The organism is Bacillus sp. PK6-013 (assembly GCF_054161445.1).
In genome coordinates, this window is sequence record NZ_CP096417.1 from 2,740,090 (window position 1) to 2,758,937 (window position 18,848).

General features: G+C 45.2%; 15 protein-coding genes and 2 pseudogenes. 4 read left to right on the top strand and 13 right to left on the bottom strand.

The features are described from left to right. Positions 1 to 17: 17 nt before the first annotated feature. On the bottom strand, positions 18 to 542 hold the full coding sequence (locus M1E03_RS13820; RefSeq protein WP_020451188.1) for an RDD family protein: 525 nt from the start codon (positions 540 to 542) through the stop codon (positions 18 to 20). Positions 543 to 713: 171 nt separating this feature from the next. Between M1E03_RS13820 and M1E03_RS13825 the strand changes: the two genes are divergently transcribed. Both M1E03_RS13825 and M1E03_RS13830 read left to right on the top strand, forming a co-directional pair. Next, the gene (locus M1E03_RS13825) at positions 714 to 872 is read left to right on the top strand and encodes a hypothetical protein (protein ID WP_165583461.1); all 159 of its coding nucleotides are present in this window, start codon (positions 714 to 716) and stop codon (positions 870 to 872) included. 191 nt (positions 873 to 1,063) lie between these two features. Continuing rightward, positions 1,064 to 2,244 (top strand): annotated as a pseudogene (locus M1E03_RS13830) (aminotransferase A); the annotation flags it as partial. Positions 2,245 to 2,258: 14 nt separating this feature from the next. Here M1E03_RS13830 and M1E03_RS13835 read toward each other — a convergent pair. Next, the gene (locus tag M1E03_RS13835; RefSeq protein WP_023857291.1) at positions 2,259 to 4,067 is read right to left on the bottom strand and encodes a PAS domain-containing protein; all 1,809 of its coding nucleotides are present in this window, start codon (positions 4,065 to 4,067) and stop codon (positions 2,259 to 2,261) included. Positions 4,068 to 4,227: 160 nt separating this feature from the next. Beyond that, positions 4,228 to 6,342, bottom strand: coding sequence for a peptidoglycan D,D-transpeptidase FtsI family protein (locus M1E03_RS13840; protein WP_023857292.1), 2,115 nt, complete (start codon positions 6,340 to 6,342; stop codon positions 4,228 to 4,230). A gap of 348 nt (positions 6,343 to 6,690) precedes the next feature. Here M1E03_RS13840 and M1E03_RS13845 point away from each other — a divergent pair, with 348 nt between their 5' ends. Beyond that, entirely contained in the window at positions 6,691 to 7,452 is a 762-nt protein-coding gene (locus M1E03_RS13845; RefSeq protein WP_020451183.1) for a CAP domain-containing protein, read from the top strand. 44 nt (positions 7,453 to 7,496) lie between these two features. On the opposite strand, the gene M1E03_RS13850 is transcribed toward M1E03_RS13845, so the two are convergent. The 4 genes and pseudogenes from M1E03_RS13850 to M1E03_RS13865 form a co-directional block, all read right to left on the bottom strand. Next, positions 7,497 to 8,369, bottom strand: coding sequence for an NAD(P)-dependent oxidoreductase (locus M1E03_RS13850; protein WP_023857293.1), 873 nt, complete (start codon positions 8,367 to 8,369; stop codon positions 7,497 to 7,499). Between the two features lie 13 nt (positions 8,370 to 8,382). Beyond that, entirely contained in the window at positions 8,383 to 9,168 is a 786-nt protein-coding gene (locus M1E03_RS13855) for an SDR family oxidoreductase (protein ID WP_023857294.1), read from the bottom strand. A gap of 101 nt (positions 9,169 to 9,269) precedes the next feature. Next, a complete protein-coding gene (locus M1E03_RS13860) occupies positions 9,270 to 10,217 on the bottom strand; it encodes a methyl-accepting chemotaxis protein (protein WP_412675736.1) in 948 nt (315 codons plus the stop codon). 42 nt (positions 10,218 to 10,259) lie between these two features. After that, positions 10,260 to 11,138: pseudogene (locus tag M1E03_RS13865) on the bottom strand (cache domain-containing protein); the annotation flags it as partial. A 266-nt stretch (positions 11,139 to 11,404) separates the two neighbouring features. Here M1E03_RS13865 and M1E03_RS13870 point away from each other — a divergent pair. After that, positions 11,405 to 12,052: a GNAT family N-acetyltransferase gene (locus tag M1E03_RS13870; RefSeq protein ID WP_232513524.1), complete on the top strand. Its 648-nt coding sequence runs from the start codon at positions 11,405 to 11,407 to the stop codon at positions 12,050 to 12,052. A 7-nt stretch (positions 12,053 to 12,059) separates the two neighbouring features. On the opposite strand, the gene splB is transcribed toward M1E03_RS13870, so the two are convergent. The 6 genes from splB to glcT all read right to left on the bottom strand — a co-directional run bounded on the left by splB (position 12,060) and on the right by glcT (position 18,766). Further along, entirely contained in the window at positions 12,060 to 13,088 is a 1,029-nt protein-coding gene (gene splB / locus M1E03_RS13875) for a spore photoproduct lyase (protein ID WP_096748068.1), read from the bottom strand. A gap of 73 nt (positions 13,089 to 13,161) precedes the next feature. Continuing rightward, positions 13,162 to 13,395 (bottom strand): transcriptional regulator SplA domain-containing protein, encoded by a 234-nt coding sequence (locus M1E03_RS13880; protein ID WP_025808421.1) that lies wholly within the window; start codon positions 13,393 to 13,395, stop codon positions 13,162 to 13,164. A 120-nt stretch (positions 13,396 to 13,515) separates the two neighbouring features. Then, positions 13,516 to 15,234 carry a phosphoenolpyruvate--protein phosphotransferase gene (ptsP, locus tag M1E03_RS13885; RefSeq protein WP_020451177.1) on the bottom strand — a complete coding sequence of 573 codons (1,719 nt, stop codon included), beginning with the start codon at positions 15,232 to 15,234 and terminating at the stop codon, positions 13,516 to 13,518. Then, positions 15,234 to 15,500 carry a phosphocarrier protein HPr gene (locus M1E03_RS13890; RefSeq protein WP_003181247.1) on the bottom strand — a complete coding sequence of 89 codons (267 nt, stop codon included), beginning with the start codon at positions 15,498 to 15,500 and terminating at the stop codon, positions 15,234 to 15,236. The genes ptsP and M1E03_RS13890 overlap by 1 nt, the downstream gene beginning before the upstream one ends. A 100-nt stretch (positions 15,501 to 15,600) precedes the next feature. Next, complete coding sequence (gene ptsG / locus M1E03_RS13895; protein ID WP_020451176.1) at positions 15,601 to 17,697, bottom strand: glucose-specific PTS transporter subunit IIBC; 2,097 nt, start codon at positions 17,695 to 17,697, stop codon at positions 15,601 to 15,603. 223 nt (positions 17,698 to 17,920) lie between these two features. After that, on the bottom strand, positions 17,921 to 18,766 hold the full coding sequence (glcT, locus tag M1E03_RS13900; protein ID WP_003181243.1) for a glucose PTS transporter transcription antiterminator GlcT: 846 nt from the start codon (positions 18,764 to 18,766) through the stop codon (positions 17,921 to 17,923). Positions 18,767 to 18,848 lie beyond the last annotated feature (82 nt).

Consider the following 18,848-nt stretch of genomic DNA (forward strand, 5'->3'; position numbering starts at 1 on the left):
GTGCTGTCTTTTACCCGTTATTTTTTTACGACAATGGTTCCTGCCAACATATCATGAAGCGCCTGGCGCCTTTCTGTGAAAAAGGCCATAATGTAGCCGACCAATAAAATCGGAGAAAGAAAGCTTTTGGCCAGAAACCTTCCGGCCGCACGGCCGAAAGAGATTCTTCCGCCTTCTGCTTTCGCCACCTGAACGTTCATGATTTTCTTGCCGAGCGTCCCTTGCCATTTGGATGATTCCATCAGCGTGTAATAAAGAAAATAAACAATAAAAGTAATACTTCCAACGATCGCTATGGTTTTGAACATGCTGATGATAAACGTAAAGATTTCCTGATCGCTCAAATACTCGGGATCAGTCTCCATCATGAGCATGATATCCGAATTTCCCAACATCAACGCCGCTGTTAAAACGTACGTGAAAATATATGCGGGAATCCCGAGAATCAATCCGTCGAGCAGGGAAGCTACAAAACGCGCGCCGATTCCGGCATACTCGCTCCTTTCAGGAGCAGTTTCGTGTTTGTCTAATTCCAATTCCAATGTGCTTTTCCTCCTAACATCTTGACTTCTATATACTACTAAGATTCGCTGAATATTATCAATACGTATCACGTTTTTTTAAAGTTAAATTAATGTACGGCTCACAAGTTTTTCATTGACTTTGACATTTATCGTGTTACAATGGTCAAGGATTTTTCAGGAAAGGTGTTTATGATGGGAACAATTGTAACGATTAAAAATCATGAAATGACCATTTTAGAAGGGGTCAGCCGTGCTGTTTACACAGAAATGCTCAAGGATGCTTCAGACAGTGAAGAACAAATATATATTTCGTGGAAAGAAGATGTTGACTTCGATTACGGCTACTAAACGAAATATAACGTAAGACAATCGTTTGATTGTCTTATTTTTCTATCTGCTGCCATCCGCATGTCCGCATACCTTGCATTGTTTTGCATATACTTGTTACGAGTTTTTATAAAATTGATTGATTAAAAGATGACAATTGGTCTGATGATGGTAAAATAAGATAAACCATAACATTTTTAAGGTGATGCTAAATGGAACATTTGCTTAATCCAAATGTAAAAGAAATCGAAATCTCAGGGATCCGCAAGTTCTCAAACCTTGTATCCCAGTACGAAAACGTAATCTCTTTAACAATCGGCCAGCCTGATTTCTTCACCCCCCACCATGTCAAACAGGCCGCCAAAAAAGCGATAGATGAGAATCAAACATCTTACACTCACAACGCCGGATATCCCGAACTGAGGCAGGCTGTACAGCTTTATATGAAGAAAAAAGCCGATTTAAATTATGAAGCGGAAAGCGAGATCATTGTGACGACCGGAGCCAGCCAGGCCATCGATTCGGCATTCCGCACGATTTTATCACCTGGCGATGAAGTCATTCTTCCGGGGCCGGTATACCCCGGATACGAGCCGATCATCAAAATGTGCGGAGCGTCTCCATTGATCATTGACACCACGTCTCACGGCTTTAAGCTGACAGCAAAATTGATCGAGGAAGCGCTGACGCCGAAGACAAAATGTGTTGTTCTTCCTTATCCGTCAAATCCGACGGGAATGACGCTGTCCGAAGAAGAGCTGAAGGACATCGCCTCCCTTTTAAAAGGTCGAAACGTCTTTGTGCTTTCGGATGAAATATACAGCGAACTCACTTTTGACAGACCGCACCACTCCATCGCGTCTGTACTAAGGGACCAGACGATCGTCATCGGCGGACTTTCCAAATCCCACAGCATGACAGGCTGGAGAATCGGATTTTTGTTCGCGCCGAAGGAAATCGCCAAACATATTTTAAAAGTCCATCAATACAACGTATCATGCGCTTCATCGATCTCTCAAAAAGCAGCTCTGGAAGCCGTCACCAACGGGTTTGATGATGCGCTGATCATGCGCGAGCAATATAAAAAACGGCTTGACTACGTGTACGACAGACTTGTGACAATGGGCCTCGATGTGATTAAACCGTCGGGAGCATTCTACATTTTCCCGTCCATCAAATCGTTTGGAATGTCTTCCTTTGATTTCTGCATGTCGCTTCTTGAGGAAGAGGGGCTTGCGATCGTGCCGGGCAGCTCGTTTTCTGAATACGGGGAAGGCTATGTGAGGATCTCTTACGCATATTCTCCTGATACGCTAAGGGAAGGTCTTGACCGGCTGGAGTCCTTTGTTTTCAATAAGAGGCAATCGATACAGACTACGTAAACAACGGCTTTTACGCCGTTGTTTTTTATTTTGGAAATGAAATCTTAAATGTCGTGCCTTTTTCTGCTTTGCTGTCGACTTCGATTGTTCCGTTGTGATTTTCGATGATATTGAAGGTGACCATCAAACCGAGGCCTGTTCCTTTTTCCTTCGTCGTCAAAAACGGCTCGCCGATTCGCTTCATGACATGTTCAGGTATTCCTTCTCCTTCGTCCTCCACCTCGACGATGACCGAATCTTCGGTTTCTCTGACGGTCAAATGGACCGTACCGCCGTTCGGCATGGATTCGACGGCGTTTTTGATCAGGTTGATAAACACTTGCTTTAATTGATTTTGATCCCCTTTAATATAGATATTGTCCGGGAGGATCGTATTGATCAAAATGCCGTTTAAGTTGGCCTGCGTTTCTAAAAGGGCCGTCACTTCGCGGATCAGCCTGATCAGATCTAGCTTTTCTTTCAATGCGTTTTGCTGCGGCTTTGCCAGCATGAGAAGCTCGCTCAAGATCAGTTCGATTCTGCTTAATTCGGAAAAGATAATATTAAAATAATGTTCATTTTCTTCCATCGTGGGCTTCATCAGCTGTAAAAACCCTTTAATCGCGGTGAGCGGATTGCGGATTTCGTGGGCGATCCCGGCTGCAAGCTGTCCGGCGATCGACAGTTTTTCCGAACGGACCATCAGCTCTTCGGTCTGCTTGCGTTCAGAAATATCCCTTAAAATCACCTGAACGGCCGTTTCCCCGAAAAATGTCGTAGGGATGCAAACCATTTCTGTATAGATGAGCCTTTTTTCAAATGTATACCACGTCTGCTTTATGATTTCAGATTCGGATTTTCGGTCTGTAATCCGTTCCAGCCTCGCTTTGACATCTTCGTGGTCGCACGGGTGCAGATGTTCATAAATATCTTTGCCGATTAAATCCTCATACGTTTTTGCTTCAAACAGACGAATGCCTGATTCATTCATAAAGACCCATCTACCTTTATGAATAACGGCTATCGTATCGATTGAGTTTTGAATCAAGAGCTGATAGCGCTCCCTGCTTTTTTGCAAAATGGTCTGGAATTTCTTCCTCGATGAAATGTCAATGAGCAGGAGCAGCTCCGCTTTCTGGTTTTGATAAATGGTCGGCGCCGCCTTGACTTCGAGGTGAATCTGCGTGCCGTCGAGCTTATGCCAAGTTTGCTCGATCATTCCGACATCAAGTCCCTGCTGCATCCGCTTGATACGGTTTTTGACGATGTCATGGTACTCTTTCTCGATAAAATCGTAGGAATACTTTCCGATAATTTGCCGTTTGTGCTCGGCTCCGAGCAGGTTGACCATGGCGTCATTGACGTAGACTATTTCCCCTTGAACGCTGATGCACAGAGGGTTTGGCAAGCCTTCCACCATGGCTTCGAATTCCTCTTTTGCCGGCAGCCTGGCAGCTTCTTCCGGTGTGTCTTCCTCTTTTATGGAGCTGCTTTTCTTAGAGGGACGGTCTTCAAACACTTTCATTTTGAGTACAATCTCGCGTTCTTTTTCTCCAACATGGGTCGTCACGAAATCGATCGATGCTTCGATCCAGATCATCGTGTAGTCTTTTTTCACAAATCTGAAGGTGCAAGGCAGCAAATGATGCTCATTGTAAAAATAGCTTTCTACCAGAAAAAGATCGTCTTCGTGTAAATAGTCCTTCAAATACGTACCGATCAGTTCATTCTGCTGGTAGCTTAAGAGTTCTTTGCAATTTGCAGATATGTATATAAAACGGCCGTTAGCTGACAGGACTGCCTGTAAATTCATATGGGGCTTATATTGCTCAAAACGTTTTGTTTTTTGTTCCATCATATCCCTCCTTTATACCCTATTCATGACCAGCATTCATTAAAACTATTTTGCTTAAAAGGATTCGCTAAAATACGAGAAATCTCCTTCAAAACTTCTAGCATTCGTCAAATTTTGATAACAAAAAAAGAACCCGGAAAAAATCCGTGTTCTTTTTTGTCTAATCCTTGCTGTATTTTTTTTGCAGATCGACATAGGCTTTGACGATTTTGGCGGCGATGTTTTTGTTGATTCCGCCTTTATCAGTGGTCATAGACGGAACAACAACGCTGAAAGCAACCTCAGGATTTTTCGAAGGGTAGTAACCGGCAAAGGTTAGGTTGTAACTCATCGTTCCCCACCAGCTTCTGTTCGTGCCATAGTAAGGCGCCTGTGCTGTTCCGGTTTTGCCTGATACATCAAGTGAACCGAATGTCCCGGCTGCTGTTCCACCAAGCTGAGTGACCCGTTTCAAACCGGTTTTCACGATTTCAATATCGCTTTGGGAGTTGTTGATTTTGTTGAGCACATTGGCCGAACGCTCTTCAATGACAGATCCGAGCTTTTCGCTTTCGGGTTGATGAATGCTTTTCACGACTCTCGGCTGCACTCTGTAACCATCGTTGGCAATCGCAGACATATATTGAGCGAGCTGCAAAGGCGTGTACGTGTCAAACTGGCCGATTGCTTCATCGAGAAGGAGACCCCCGACTATTTTTGGGTTTGTCTGCATCCCGGCCGACTCCTGCGGCAAGTCGATGCCTGTTTTTACCCCAAGGCCAAATTGATTGAAGTAATATCTCATTTTATTTAAGTCCTCTAGGTTCGCTGGAAGCGGGCCGTTCGGTACATACGTAATTCCTGCAATCCTCATGGCCACATGAAACATATAAACGTTTGAACTTTTTTGAAGCGCTTTGACTTCATTAGCCCATCCAATTGTGTCGGTATAGGAACCTTTTATAACAGGCCCTGCGAAAGTCAGCTTTCCGTTATCCAAATACATCTGCCCATGCGGCATACCGTCCTGATAGCCGGCCAGCACGGTCGCACCTTTGACGGCTGATCCCATTTCATACTGGGTCGTAAACGCGCCGATTGAATAGTCGGTGATTTTGCCGTCGATGATTCGCTTTCCGGCCATGGACAGGATGTCTCCGTTATTCGGATCCATCATGACGACGAACGCTCTGTCCAGCATGTAGTTTGAGCCGCGGAATTTATTAAGCTCCTCTTCGATAGCTTCTTCGACTTTCTTTTGGAGCTCCATGTCGAATGTCAGCTGCAGATCGTAGCCGCGTCTTCCTTCATCAACCGTTTCCTGGCTGATGACCTTGCCTGAGCGGTTTTCTGTATATTGCACTTTCGCTTTTTTCGGATTTAAATATTCTTCATATTGATACTCGAGATAGCTTTTTCCCACTCTGTCATTCCGGGCATATCCCCTTGTCAGGTAGAAGTCTTCCCGGTCCTTGATAAGCCCTTGCTCAGGCGTTGTGACGCCTCCGAAAATGGAGTAGAGCGTTTTTTCATAAGGATATTTCCTGGTCCAGTCCATGATGACGTCAACGCCGGGAAGCTCTTCAAGATGCTCGGAAACGCGTGAGACTTCCTCATACGTTAAATCGTTGGCCGGCATCTGTTTTGAAGCCTTCTCATCAAGGAGCTGCGCATCGTTTTTCCCCTCGGTTTTCGGGCTCATCGCTTTGACGATCTGCGGCTCATACGCATAGCCGCCTGAAAACCTTCTGAAAATCGCGGCGACTTTAAGCTCGTCTTTGTCCTTTTCCAGCGCTTTGATCTCTTCTGCCGGAACTCGGTCAACCTGCAGCTTGTATGTTTGATCAGACTTGAGGGTTTTCTCGCCGTCTTTCAGAAGTGCAGCAGCTTTTTTCGGATGTCTGGCAAGCCAGTAATCTTTCAAATCTCTTTCTTTCAGAAACGAAGTATCGATATCGATCAATTCTGCGAGTTTTTTGGCTGTGCTGATTTTTTCCTCCGTTTTTGTGCTTGTCATCATCGTATATGTGATCGCGGGAACGCTTTGGTTGTCGACAACCACCCGCCCGTATCTGTCATACATTTTACCCCGCGGCGCCGGGTATGACGCAATTTTCGCCTCGGTTTTCGAAGCTTCCTGCTCATACGCTTCTCCATTGACGATTTGCACGAGGCCCAGCTTGACAATCAGCGCAGCGAACAAAGTGAACACCGCAAAGAAGTACAGGTTGATCCGCCATAAACGCGAACGCCTGCTCTTTTTGATTTCAGCCGGATCATGTTGAGATTCTGTCACTGAAACTCTCTCTCCTCTCACAATATTCAATTTTTACATTAATTAACTGAGATATATTGTAACACTTTTGTAATGGTTGTTACAATCTAAAGTTTTTAAAAAAGCTGTCAATCTCTTTTTATATTAAAATTTAGCTAACACATTTAAATTTTACCACGTTTATGACAAGACGCGTAAAAGAGCGATCTGGTTGCATATTGGCAGCAAAGGATTTTTCTTTTTTTATGTCAAAATTAACAATAATACCTTGTCAAAGGGAATATATGGATCTATTATTTCAAAAAAGCCGTGTTATGATTCTAGTGTACGAAACAACAACAACTACAACATTTAGGAGGATTACTGTTTATGAAAAAAGCTTTTCTTTTATCAGCAGCAGCTGCAGCAACGCTCTTCACATTCAGCGGCGTTCAACACGCTGACGCTAAAGAGCAGCAGCAAGTACAAGTCAAAACCGTTCATTCCATAAATGTAACTGATCTCGCAGGCAAACTGAATATCCAAAACATGAACCAGCTTTCTAAAGCTGACCAGGAAAAAATTCAGTCCCTGCTTCATTCTTATAAGAAACAAGCCACTCAACAGCCTAAAGCTTCTGCACCGAAGTCTTCTGCACCTAAAGCTTCAAAGCCTGAAAGCACGCAGACTCAAAAACAGGAAGCTTCAAAGCCTGCGGCTTCAAAAGAGCAGACTTCACAGCAAAAGCAAAATACAGCGCCTTCATCTTCTTCTGTAAGCGCGTATGAAAAAGAAGTTGTTGAGCTGACGAATGCGGAAAGAAAGAAACAAGGGCTAAAACCTCTTACTTTGGATGAAAAACTGAGCAAGGTTGCCCGCACGAAATCTCAAGATATGAAAGATAACAATTACTTTGATCACAACAGCCCGACTTACGGTTCTCCATTTGACATGATGAAGAAATTCGGCATCACATACCGCACTGCCGGAGAAAACATCGCGAAAGGCCAAAAAACGCCTCAGGAAGTTGTCAAAGCTTGGATGAACAGTGAAGGTCACAGAAAAAACATTATGAACCCTAACTTCACGCATATCGGTGTTGGATATGTGAAAGACGGCAACTACTGGACTCAGCAGTTCATCGGAAAATAAGAACCAGCAAAAAACCACTTGCATTGAGCAAGTGGTTTTTTTCGTTATTTATATTCTGTCCAAAGCTTGTACACACTTTGGGTGCCGCTGTTTTCTTCGCCTTTTTCCACAAGGGTGTCGTAAAGGCTTTTCGCAAGCTCGAGCCCCGGCATTTTCTCGCCCATCAACTCCGCTTCTTCTAGCGCGATGCCCATGTCTTTAACAAAGTGTTTGACGTAAAAGCCCGGTTCAAAGTCGCCTTTCAGCATTCTAGGCGCGAGATTTGAGAGGGACCAGCTTCCCGCAGCGCCGGTCGTAATGCTTTTTAACACATTGTCGGGATCGAGTCCGGATTTTTTGGCGTAGGCCATCGCTTCTGCGACACCGATCATACCTGCAGCAATCGCAATCTGGTTGCACATTTTCGTATGCTGCCCGCTTCCGGCCGGCCCCTGATATTGGATATTTTCACCCATGATCGAAAAGATCGGGTAGCATTCATCAAAGGCTTTCCGTTCTCCTCCGACCATAATGGCGAGCGTGCCGTTTCTCGCGCCGACGTCCCCGCCTGAAACCGGAGCATCTAAAGCGTAAAGTCCTCTCTCTTTTGCAGCATCCTCGATTTGTTTGGCGAGAGAAGGCTTGGAAGTCGTCATATCGATGAGGTAAGAACCTGTTTTGGCATTTTCAATAATGCCTTCGCTTCCAAAGTAAACTTCTTCAACGTCTTTTGGGTAGCCGACCATTGTGATGATCACATCAGACGACTGCGCCAGTGCTTTGACGGATGATTTCCATTCCGCCCCTTTTTCCACGAGGCTGTCCGCTTTCTGTTTTGTTCTCGTATAGGCGCTGACGGGATAGCCTGCAGCTAAAATATGCGAAGCCATGCTGTTTCCCATTACTCCGAGTCCGATAAATCCGATCGTTTTTTTCATGATGTCATCCCCCTTAAATTGCTTTTACCATTCCGCCGTCTATCAGCAGAGTCTGTCCAGTCATATATGTATTGCATTCTGATAAAAGAAAGCTTGCATATTGTGCAAAGTCGTCAGGTTTTCCGTAGGAGCCGAGCGGAATCTCTTTCTCATAGCTTTCCTTCACCTGCTGCTCGGAAAGGCCTGTTTTCTCGGCTTTGAGCCGGTCAAGCTCTGCCACGCGATCTGTCGCGATTCTCCCAGGGGCGAGCGTGTTGATCAAAATGCGGTGTTCGGCCAACTCTTCCGCAATGGATTTTGTCAGACCGACGATTCCCATTCGAAACGTGTTGGAAAGCAGCAACCCCGGAATCGGTTGCTTGACTGATGAAGAAGCGATATTAACAATGCGGCCTCCATCCTTTTTTAGATATGGAAAAGCTTCGCGGATTAAACGGACATAGCTGAGCAGATGCAATTCAAATGAAGAAGTCCAGTCAGCGTCTGTCAGATCGAGCAGGCTGCCGCCTTTCGGTCCTCCGACATTGTTGACGAGCATATCGATCGTTCCAAATGTGTCAGCGGTCTTTTGAACGAGCGCTTTGATCCCGTCAGCATCTGCAAGATCGCATACTTGATATGAGATGGATCCGCCGCCGAGTCCATTCAGCTCTTCCGCAGCTTTTTTCAAGTCCGCTTCGTGTCTCCCGGACAACATGACATTTGCCCCTTCTTTCGCAAGGGCTTTTGCAATCGCATTGCCTAGTCCTTTGCTGCTTGCTGCCACAAGCGCCGTTTTGCCATTCATCTTTAAGTCCACAATCATCACTCCCTTCATATTTATAGTGTAACATGTATATTCTGAAAATTGGGATTGTGAGCGTTGAAAAAGTCCCTCTTTCAAAAAGAGGGACTTCTTTATTACACGTTAAACTTATTGATCGCATTTAATAATTCTTGGTTGGCCTCACTCAGCGCTTCAGCCGATTTGGCGATGCCTTCCAGCGCTGTCAGCTGCTCGTTTGTCGAAGCGCTGACCTCTTCCGCAGCCGCTGCTGACTGCTGGGAAATAGCTGAAATGCTTTGGATCGAATCAGACATTTTTTGCTGTTCTCCGCTCATACCAGAGATTTCAGAGTAAATGTGGTCAATTGAATTGACTAGCGCCTGCATTTCTGCAGTAATTTTGCTGAGCGCTTCTCCTGTCTCATGAATCATTCCATTTTGCTCTTCATTCATCTTGCTTGCTTCCGTCATCGCTGAAACGGCTTCTTTCGTTTCCAGCTGAATCTGCTTGACCGTTTCGCTGATATGCTGTGAAGAGACCGCCGATTGTTCGGCAAGCTTTCTCACCTCATCTGCAACTACCGCAAAACCGCGTCCGCTTTCGCCAGCACGGGCTGCTTCAATGCTGGCGTTCAGAGCAAGCAGGTTTGTTTGATCAGAGATCGCCGAGATGGCTGTAACAACCTCTTCAATGTTTTTCGTTTTTTCTTCAAGCTGCAAAAGCATATGTTCCACTTTCTTCGTCTCCGAGTTGGCTTCATTTGATTTTGCAAGCAGCTGCCCGAGGGCATCGATTCCTGTATAGCTTGCATCTTCTGATGTTCTCGAAAGCTTCTTGATGCTGTCGGCATGATGTTCAATTTCTCTAATTTTGACAGATAGCCGTTCGGATTGTTCATTTACATTTTCGATCTCTGCCGCTTGTTCTGTCGCACCTGTCGCCACTTCTTCGATTGCTTTGGCAATCTCATCGCTCGCAGAAACCGTTTCTTTTGAAACAGCGCTTAATTGATCGGTCGTTTTCGATACTTTTCCGGACGAGGTTCCGACTTGCACAATCATTTCTTTCATGTTTTCGACCATCTTGTTGAAGTCTTTTGTTAATATACCGATTTCGTCTTTTGAGGCAGCTGCTGTCTGGACCGTCAAATCACCGCCCGCGACAGCCTTTGTTTTGGCAATCAGCTGCTTAATCGGGCCTGTGATCGTTTTGGCAAGGAAATAGCTTAAAATGATCGCTGCTGCCAAAGCAATGATTGAAACGATCATGACCATTTTGTTCATTTCCTGTGCGACCCACATCAGCTTCGCCGTGTCGAATTGCGTACCGACTTTCCAGCCCGTACCACCGACGGTCTGATAAGCGATCACAGTATCTTTGCCTACTTTGATTCCGTCTTTGGATGACGGGATGTCCCGATATGTTTTGTCTTTCGATATATCGTCACCTTGTTTTGACGGGTGGGCAAGCATTGTCCCGTTTTGGTCCAAAATAAATGCGTAGCCGTCATATGGCATCTTTTGATTTTCGATAATTTTGTTTAATGAATTCAATGAAATATCTAAGCTGATGACGCCTAATACTTTATTGTCGACAACGACTGCTTTAGCCGCTGCGACCATCATCTCTCCAGACACGACATCTTGATACGGCTCTGTCCAGATCACTTGATCAGACGTTTTGGCAGCCGATGTGTACCAGGGCCGGGTCGTCGGGTCAAAATCTTTATCAAATTCGGCTTTCGGGTATATCCATATATCTTTTTTTGAAGTCGCTATATACGCATTGGTGACAAATTCGTTTTTATCCTTGATTTGCTTTAATTCGTCGTTGATCAGTCTGCCCAATAATTTATTTTGATCATCTTCTAAAAATGACTGCGCCATTCGACTGTCGCTCATACGATTTAAAGCGATTTCATAGTTTTCTAATTGAAGCTCGATATTACCTTTGATCGAGTTAAGCAGACTTGAAGTCGATTCTTTTGCTTGATCTTCAAGCATCGATTTCAACAAATGTGTTGTGGAAAACTGTAGGACGATAACCGTCAAAATCAGCAGGATGGCAACAAATCCGGCAATTTTGACATGCAGTTTTTTAAACAAATGAAACCCTCCTTTACATGCACCTTCATATTCTTTTTATCGGCCAAAATTTCGCAAAATTAAGATAGCCTGCTAAAATAACGGTATAATGAAGGAAATATCAAAAGGAGTGATGGGCGATCTATAAACAGTTTTACGTCGATAACGGCATTTCTTATCAGCAGGTGGACATCCGCAATTACAACAACAAAGATATTCCCGATTTGATTGCACTCCAAAGAGAATGCTTTCCGCCTCCGTTTCCGGAAGACCTTTTGTGGAATGAAAAGCAGCTCCATTCCCATATTGAACGATTTCCCGATGGTGCACTTTGCGCGGTTTCCGAAGGCCGAATCATCGGTTCGATGACGGCGCTCATGACTGATTTTGATCCGCATCATCCTCACCACAGCTGGGACGAAGTGACAGACAACGGGTATATCGGCACACATCAAAACGATGGAAACTCCCTTTATGTCGTCGATATTTCCGTGTCCCCTCACTATCGAAAACTCGGCATCGGAAAGCGGCTGATGCAGTCCATGTATGAACTGACGGTCTTTAAAGGGCTCAAGCGGCTCATTGGCGGCGGACGGATTCCCCATTATCACAAGTCGGCTGAAGAAATGACGCCCGAACAGTATGTTCAAGCTGTATTGGACGGGGAAAAGCGCGATCCCGTGCTCTCATTCCTGCTCCAGTGCGGACGATCGCCGGTTTGCCTGATTCCCGGCTACATTGAAGATGAGGAATCGCTTCATTATGCGGTCTTAATGGAGTGGAAAAACCCTTTTTTAACATCTCAAAACAAAAAACAGAGCTTTTCCGGCTAAAGCTCTGTTATGTGAAATATTCGATTTTTGCTTCGGGAAAATAGTTATCAATATACGTTTCAAGGGCGCTGCGAAGCTCTGCTTCTTCATCCTTCTGGTATATATATTTGCCAATCCCGTATCTGCCCCATTTATAGCGCCGTTTTTCTTCATCCAGTTCGAGCTTTGTCTTTGGATAGTTTTTTTCAATGACTCTTTTTGCCGGCTTCGTGAATCTGTGCTGGATCATTTCAAAGGTAATGTCGCGCCTTGCATGCTGCGGCAGTGCACGATCGAGCTTTTCGAGCAGCACTCTGTAGCCTTCCTGCCAGCCGTCATGAATATAAATCGGAGCGATGATAAAACCAAGCGGATAGCCTGCTTCCGCTACTTTCACGGCGGCTTCGATCCGTTTATCCAAAGGGGATGTGCCGGGTTCAAAACTTTTGATGACATAATCGGCATTTACGCTGAAGCGGAAACGCGTTTTTCCGTTGTGCTTGGCATCAAGCAAATGGTCGACATGATGGAATTTTGTCACGAAACGCAATTTACCGTGGTTGGATTGACCGAAATGCTCAATTGCACGTTTTAATGTGTGTGTCAAATGGTCAATCCCGACAATATCAGATGTGCAAGAAGCTTCAAACCGCGTATCTTCGGGAGCGCGTTCTTTCATATACTGATCCGCCTGATCAAGTATTTCCTCCACATTGACGTACGTTCTGATATACGGCTTGCTGCCCATTGTCGTCTGCAGATAGCAGTAATGGCAGTGACCCATACACCCTGTTGCAAACGGAATCGCGTATTCTGCGGACGGTTTTGATGAATCGAATTTCAATGTTTTTCTGACGCCGATGACCAAAGTGGATTTCGCATTTCTGTATTTTTGCAGGTGGCCTTCCCCCGGGATATTCCTCACCTGATTGTGTGAAGTCGTTTCCCTGATCTCAAGCCCCATGTTTGAAAATTTATCCCTCAGCTCTTTTCCCAGCGGGTATTCCAGCGCTCTCGGTTCAATATAGACGAGCTGGGGAACAAACGGTTTTACCATTGGAAACAGACACATCCTTTGCTTATTTCCGTTACTTTTTGCATTTAGAGGATGTGATATACCGGTAATATTTTCATATCCCGTCAAATAACTCACGGTAAAGCCGTTCCGCCTCTTCATATGAAGAAAAAACGGCATCATCTTCGGCAAAGGCGTGATATGTATCATACATAAACAATGCCAGTTCACCTTCGTGAAGCGGGTGATCAACGACTTCAGCTTCCTTTATATGCGCGACATTGGCGGCATGCGGGTTCCGGTAAATGACGTAGACCTCATCACCCGGTTTGAATGGCTGCCTGGGCATATCAAAACCCCCCTTTCTAACTATTGGTCACATGTATTATTTCCGCCGCAGCCGAGATCATTCAGATCAACAAAAAAACCCGGACGGGCATTGGTTATGCCGGTCCGGATTTTCAATCGCTTATGCCATATTGAAGGTTTCTTTTACGAATTGTACAACCTCTTCTGTTGTGCTCATGGACAGAATTTGCTCTTTGAACGATTCCGTCTCTTTTTTAGAAAGCTTGCTGATTTGCGTTCTTGCCGGCAGGATTGACGTCGCGCTCATTGAGAACTCGTCCAGTCCAAGACCGAGCAGGATCGGGATCGCGATTTCATCTCCCGCCATTTCGCCGCACATGCCGACCCATTTTCCTTCTTTATGGGCCGCTTCAATGACAAGCGTGATCAGGCGGAGAATCGCAGGATTGTACGGCTGGTATAGGTAAGATACCCGCTCATTCATCCGGTCAGCAGCCATCGTATATTGAATCAGGTCATTCGTTCCGATGCTGAAGAAATCGACTTCTTTAGCGAATTGATCAGCGATCACCGCTGTTGAAGGGATTTCAACCATCATACCGACTTCAATGTCTTCGGAAACTTGTTGACCTTCAGCTTTCAGCTTTTCTTTTTCTTCTAAAAGAATCGCTTTCGCTTCTTTAAATTCATTTACAGTCGCGATCATAGGGAACATAATTTTTAAGTTTCCATATGTACTTGCCCGAAGCAGCGCACGAAGCTGCGTTCTGAAAATCTCTTGCTCATCAAGGCAAAGACGGATCGCTCTGTATCCCAAGAAAGGGTTCATTTCTTTTGGCAGTTCTAAATATGGAAGCTCTTTGTCTCCGCCGATATCAAGAGTACGAACGACAACTGATTTGCCTTCCATACGCTCAAGAACGGTTTTATAGGCATCAAATTGCTCCTCTTCAGTCGGAAGCTGGTCTCTGCCCATGTAAAGGAATTCAGTCCGGTAAAGGCCGACTGCTTCTCCTCCATTTTCCAGAACGCCTTTTACATCATCAGGTGTACCGATATTAGCGGCAAGTTCCACATGATGTCCATCATTCGTTACAGTCGGTTCATTGACAAGCTTCGCCCATTCGGCTTTTTGCGCCAGGAAGGCTTGATGCTTTTCTTCGTATTCGCTGATTGTTTCCTGGGCAGGATCAACGATGACATCGCCATTGATACCGTCAACGATCACTGTTACGCCGTTTTGAATGCCTTTTGTTGCCGCTTTTGTGCCGACAACGGCCGGAATTTCAAGCGAGCGCGCCATGATGGCTGAGTGGGACGTCCGTCCGCCGATATCTGTTGTAAACCCTTTAACAAAGTTGCGGTTTAGTTGCGCTGTATCAGACGGTGTCAAGTCTTCGGCTACGATGATGACCTCTTCGGAAATCAGACTCGGGTTCGGAATTTCAACGCCGAGAAGATGCCCTGTGACACGCTTGGTGACATCGCGGATGTCTGCGGCGCGTTCTTTCATATATTCGTTATCCATCGACTCGAACATTGTGACGAACATGTCGGCCGTTTCTTTTAAAGCGAATTCCGCGTTGACGGAGTCCGATTTGATTTTGTCTTTAATCGGGTTTAACAGTTCCGGATCGCTTAATACTAACAAATGTGCAGAAAAGATTTCCGCTTTATCTTCTCCAAGCTCTTTCAATGCATGGTTTTTAATGATTTCAAGCTCTTTTTTAGAACGCTCGATGGCGTCTTCAAAACGATTTACTTCCGCATCAGAATCAGAGATGTTTTTCTTTTCAACCGTTAGATCAGGCTCCTCAAGCCGATATGCTTTTGCGATCGCAATACCGGCTGAAGCGCCTATTCCTTTTAGTTCAAGCATTATTCGCCTAAACCTTCGCTTTTCATTGTTTCTTCAAGTGCGGAAAGAGCATCATTTTCATCAGCGCCGGAAGCAGAAATCGTAATTTCAGCACCTTTAGCAATACCTAGTGACATAACACCCATAATTGATTTAAGGTTGACGGTTTTTCCGTTATATTCCAAATTGATATCTGCATCATATTTGCTTGCTGTTTGTACAAGAACAGTCGCTGGACGAGCGTGGATTCCAGAATCTGCAGTTACTTTAAACGTTTTTTGTGCCATTTTTTATCAATCTCCTTTTAATTTAAAGCTTTTAGTACATTCACAATATTATATCATACAGCCGTACATGTCATCTGACAAGTACGGCCATTTTGTGAATTTATTTTTCAACGCGGACGATATCGTCCTGTGTCAGGCTGACATTGCCTTCTGCCTTTAAGCTCACGCTTTCGCCTTCTTGAAGGTTCGTGAACACGATCGGCGTCATCAGGGAAGGTACGCTGTCCTTCACTTTTTCAATGTCGACTTCAAGCAGTTTCTGGCCCGGCTCAACCCGGTCACCTTCAGAAACAAATGCAGTGAAGCCTTCACCTTTCAGGCTGACCGTATCGATTCCAAAGTGGATCAGAATTTCTCTGCCGCCGTCAGACTGCAGACCGATCGCATGCTTTGTCGGGAACACGTTCAGCACTTTCCCTCTTACAGGTGACACAACTGTGCCTTCTGCAGGAAGAATCGCGAATCCGTCGCCCATCATTTTTCCGGAGAATACTTGATCCGGAACATCTGTAATCGGATGAAGCTCACCAGCAAGCGGTGAAACGAATACTTCTTCACCTGATTCATTTTGAAGAGGCTCGACCATGACTTCTTCGATTTGCTGCTCTACTTCCTCGGCAGCGTTTGGTGCTTTTTCAGGACGCGGCGTGCGGCCTGACATAATGTCTTGCATTTGCGATTTTAAATTGTCGGATCTTGGTCCGAAAATCGCTTGGATGTTATTGCCGACTTCCAGCACGCCAGATGCGCCGAGTTTTTTCAAGCGCTCTTTGTCAACTTTCTTCTGATCGTTGACTGTGACGCGAAGTCTTGTGATACAAGCGTCAAGGTGTTTGATGTTTTCTTGGTCACCCATCGCCTCTAGAATTTGATAAGGAAGATCTCCTGCTGCTTCTTTGCCTTCATCAGCGGATTCTGCAGCTGCATCTTCGCGTCCAGGCGTTTTCAAGTTGAACTTGCGGATGGCAAATCTGAATCCGAAGTAGTAGACGACAGCCAGGACTAAACCGACAGGAATGACAAGCCACCAAGCTGTACGGTTCGGCAGAATTCCGAACAGGAAGTAGTCGATCAAACCGCCGGAGAATGTCATCCCGATCTTAACATTTAAAATGTCCATCATCATGAATGACAGGCCGGCAAACACACAGTGAATCGCAAACAGAATCGGAGCGACGAACAAGAATGAGAATTCGATCGGCTCAGTGATCCCTGTTAAGAATGATGTCAATGCTGCTGAACCCATAATACCGGCAACAAGCTTTTTGTTCTGCGGTTTTGCCTCATGATAAATAGCGAGCGCTGCCGCAGGAAGACCGAACATCATGAACGGATACTTACCGGTCATAAATGTACCCGCTGTCAAATCGACGCCGTCTTTGATTTGCGCCATGAAAATTCTTTGGTCACCGCGGACAATTTCTCCCGCCTGATTCGTATAGCTGAAGAACTCGTACCAGAACGGCGAGTAGAAAATATGGTGCAGACCAAACGGAATCAAGGCCCGCTCAATCATTCCGAAAATGAGAGCTGCGACCGCTTCATTTGCTGCAAGCAAGTTTGTCGAAAAGCTGTTCAGCGCGCCTTGGATCGGCGGCCAGATAAACAGCATGACGAGTCCCAGCAGCAATGCACAAATCGATGTTATGATCGGAACAAAGCGCTTTCCGGCAAAGAATCCTAAATACTGCGGAAGCTCGATTGTGTAGAATCGGTTGTACATGGCAGCGGCCAGGACACCGACAATAATACCCCCGAATACCCCCGTTGCCAATGTCGGTATGCCGAGCATTGTCGTGTATTCCGGATGGTTTTGAGTAAAGAACTGTGCTCTTTCAACTGCGTCGCTTGGAATCGAACCGTTTTGAAGAAGCACTGCACTCATCGTGACATTCATAACAAGATATCCGATAATAGCGGCGATTCCGGCAACACCGTCGCCGTTAGCCAAACCGATGGCAACCCCGACTGCGAAAAGGAGCGCCAAGTTGGTGAACACGACGTCACCTGAACTTTCCATCACTTTCGCAACAAGCTGAACGGTGCTGTTCGTTAAGAATGGTGCGACTTTTGTCATCTGCGGATTTTGCATGGCATTACCAAGCGCTAGCAGAATCCCTGCAGCCGGCAGGATCGCAACAGGAAGCATCAGCGCCCGTCCAATTTTTTGCAGAACGCCAAATAGCGATTTAAACATGTTTTAACCCCCTCTAAGGATAGTTTGACCTTACAGCAAAAATTCATGACAACTTCGTTCAAAAGACTGCTTTTTCATCCAAATAAACCGTTTACATTTCGCCTTTAGAACGACAAAAAAGGCATGGGTGAAAGCGGGTACACTAAGAAACAAAAGACAGCGTCTTCATTTCTTCCCTTTTTTCACTCATGCCTGATCGAATCAGTAACACGTTATAAAGGCGTTATGAAATTTTATTAGTTAAACGGTACAAATGCAATGTCAAATAAACGGCTTCTGCCTCATGAACCGGTTTCTTGAGCGCTTGCTGCAAGATCTTGATCATCTTCCAAGCAGTATTGTAACACAGCGGATATTCCGTTTTCAACAATAACATTAATTTTTCCGGCTCCTGAATCGGCTCGTCCCGTTTAATCCTGTCGATCGTAAAGCGCAAGTGCCTGATCAGCCGCAAATAGTTCACACTTTCCCTGTTGACCTGCATCTGGAACGAATCCTCGATGACCTGGACAAGCCTGGAGATCAGTTGGGAATGCTGATTGACTTCAGAAAGCGGGCGGTTCGTCATCGCACTGTGGATATGAAGTGCGATAAACCCGATTTCGCCTTCAGGCAGCTGAATGTCTGATTTTTCATTTATCATATCGACGGCTTCTTTGGCGACTTCGTATTCCTTCGGATAAAGCGATTCCGTCTCAAGCAAAAACGGATTCTTCATATCAAATCCCTTTTCTAAGCGCTTAACCGCAAATGCGATATGGTCCGTCAACGCGACATGAATGTGTTCGTTCAGCGGCTGGCCGATTTTTTGCGCGATATGGTAGATAACATCATTGGCGATATCAACCATTTTTTCATCGACATAAGTGAGGAGCTTCTTATACTGCGATTGTTCCTTATCATTTTCCAGGATAAACATTTTTTCATAGTTCTCATGTTCGATAAGATCTCCGCGCTTTTTGCCAAAACCGATTCCTTTGCCAATCAAGACAACTTCTCTGTAATCATCATGGAGAGCGATTAAAACGTTGTTGTTGAGTACCTTTTCAACGGTAAAGGATCTGTTCACGATCCTCAGCTCCTTTTTGTCATCAATCTCTCATATCGTACAAAACTCATGAAAGCGCGTCAATTTATTTTGACCTTTTTGA

Excerpts from the sequence above, each read along its gene's own strand:
- M1E03_RS13825 (WP_165583461.1), top strand. The coding sequence starts at position 714 with ATGATGGGAACAATTGTAACGATTAAAAATCATGAAATGACCATTTTA.
- M1E03_RS13835 (WP_023857291.1), bottom strand. The coding sequence starts at position 4,067 with ATGGAACAAAAAACAAAACGTTTTGAGCAATATAAGCCCCATATGAAT.
- M1E03_RS13845 (WP_020451183.1), top strand. The coding sequence starts at position 6,691 with ATGAAAAAAGCTTTTCTTTTATCAGCAGCAGCTGCAGCAACGCTCTTC.
- M1E03_RS13850 (WP_023857293.1), bottom strand. The coding sequence starts at position 8,369 with ATGAAAAAAACGATCGGATTTATCGGACTCGGAGTAATGGGAAACAGC.
- M1E03_RS13860 (WP_412675736.1), bottom strand. The coding sequence starts at position 10,217 with ATGGTCGAAAACATGAAAGAAATGATTGTGCAAGTCGGAACCTCGTCC.
- splB (WP_096748068.1), bottom strand. The coding sequence starts at position 13,088 with ATGGTAAAACCGTTTGTTCCCCAGCTCGTCTATATTGAACCGAGAGCG.
- M1E03_RS13880 (WP_025808421.1), bottom strand. The coding sequence starts at position 13,395 with ATGCCCAGGCAGCCATTCAAACCGGGTGATGAGGTCTACGTCATTTAC.
- ptsP (WP_020451177.1), bottom strand. The coding sequence starts at position 15,234 with ATGCTTGAACTAAAAGGAATAGGCGCTTCAGCCGGTATTGCGATCGCA.
- M1E03_RS13890 (WP_003181247.1), bottom strand. The coding sequence starts at position 15,500 with ATGGCACAAAAAACGTTTAAAGTAACTGCAGATTCTGGAATCCACGCT.
- ptsG (WP_020451176.1), bottom strand. The coding sequence starts at position 17,697 with ATGTTTAAATCGCTATTTGGCGTTCTGCAAAAAATTGGACGGGCGCTG.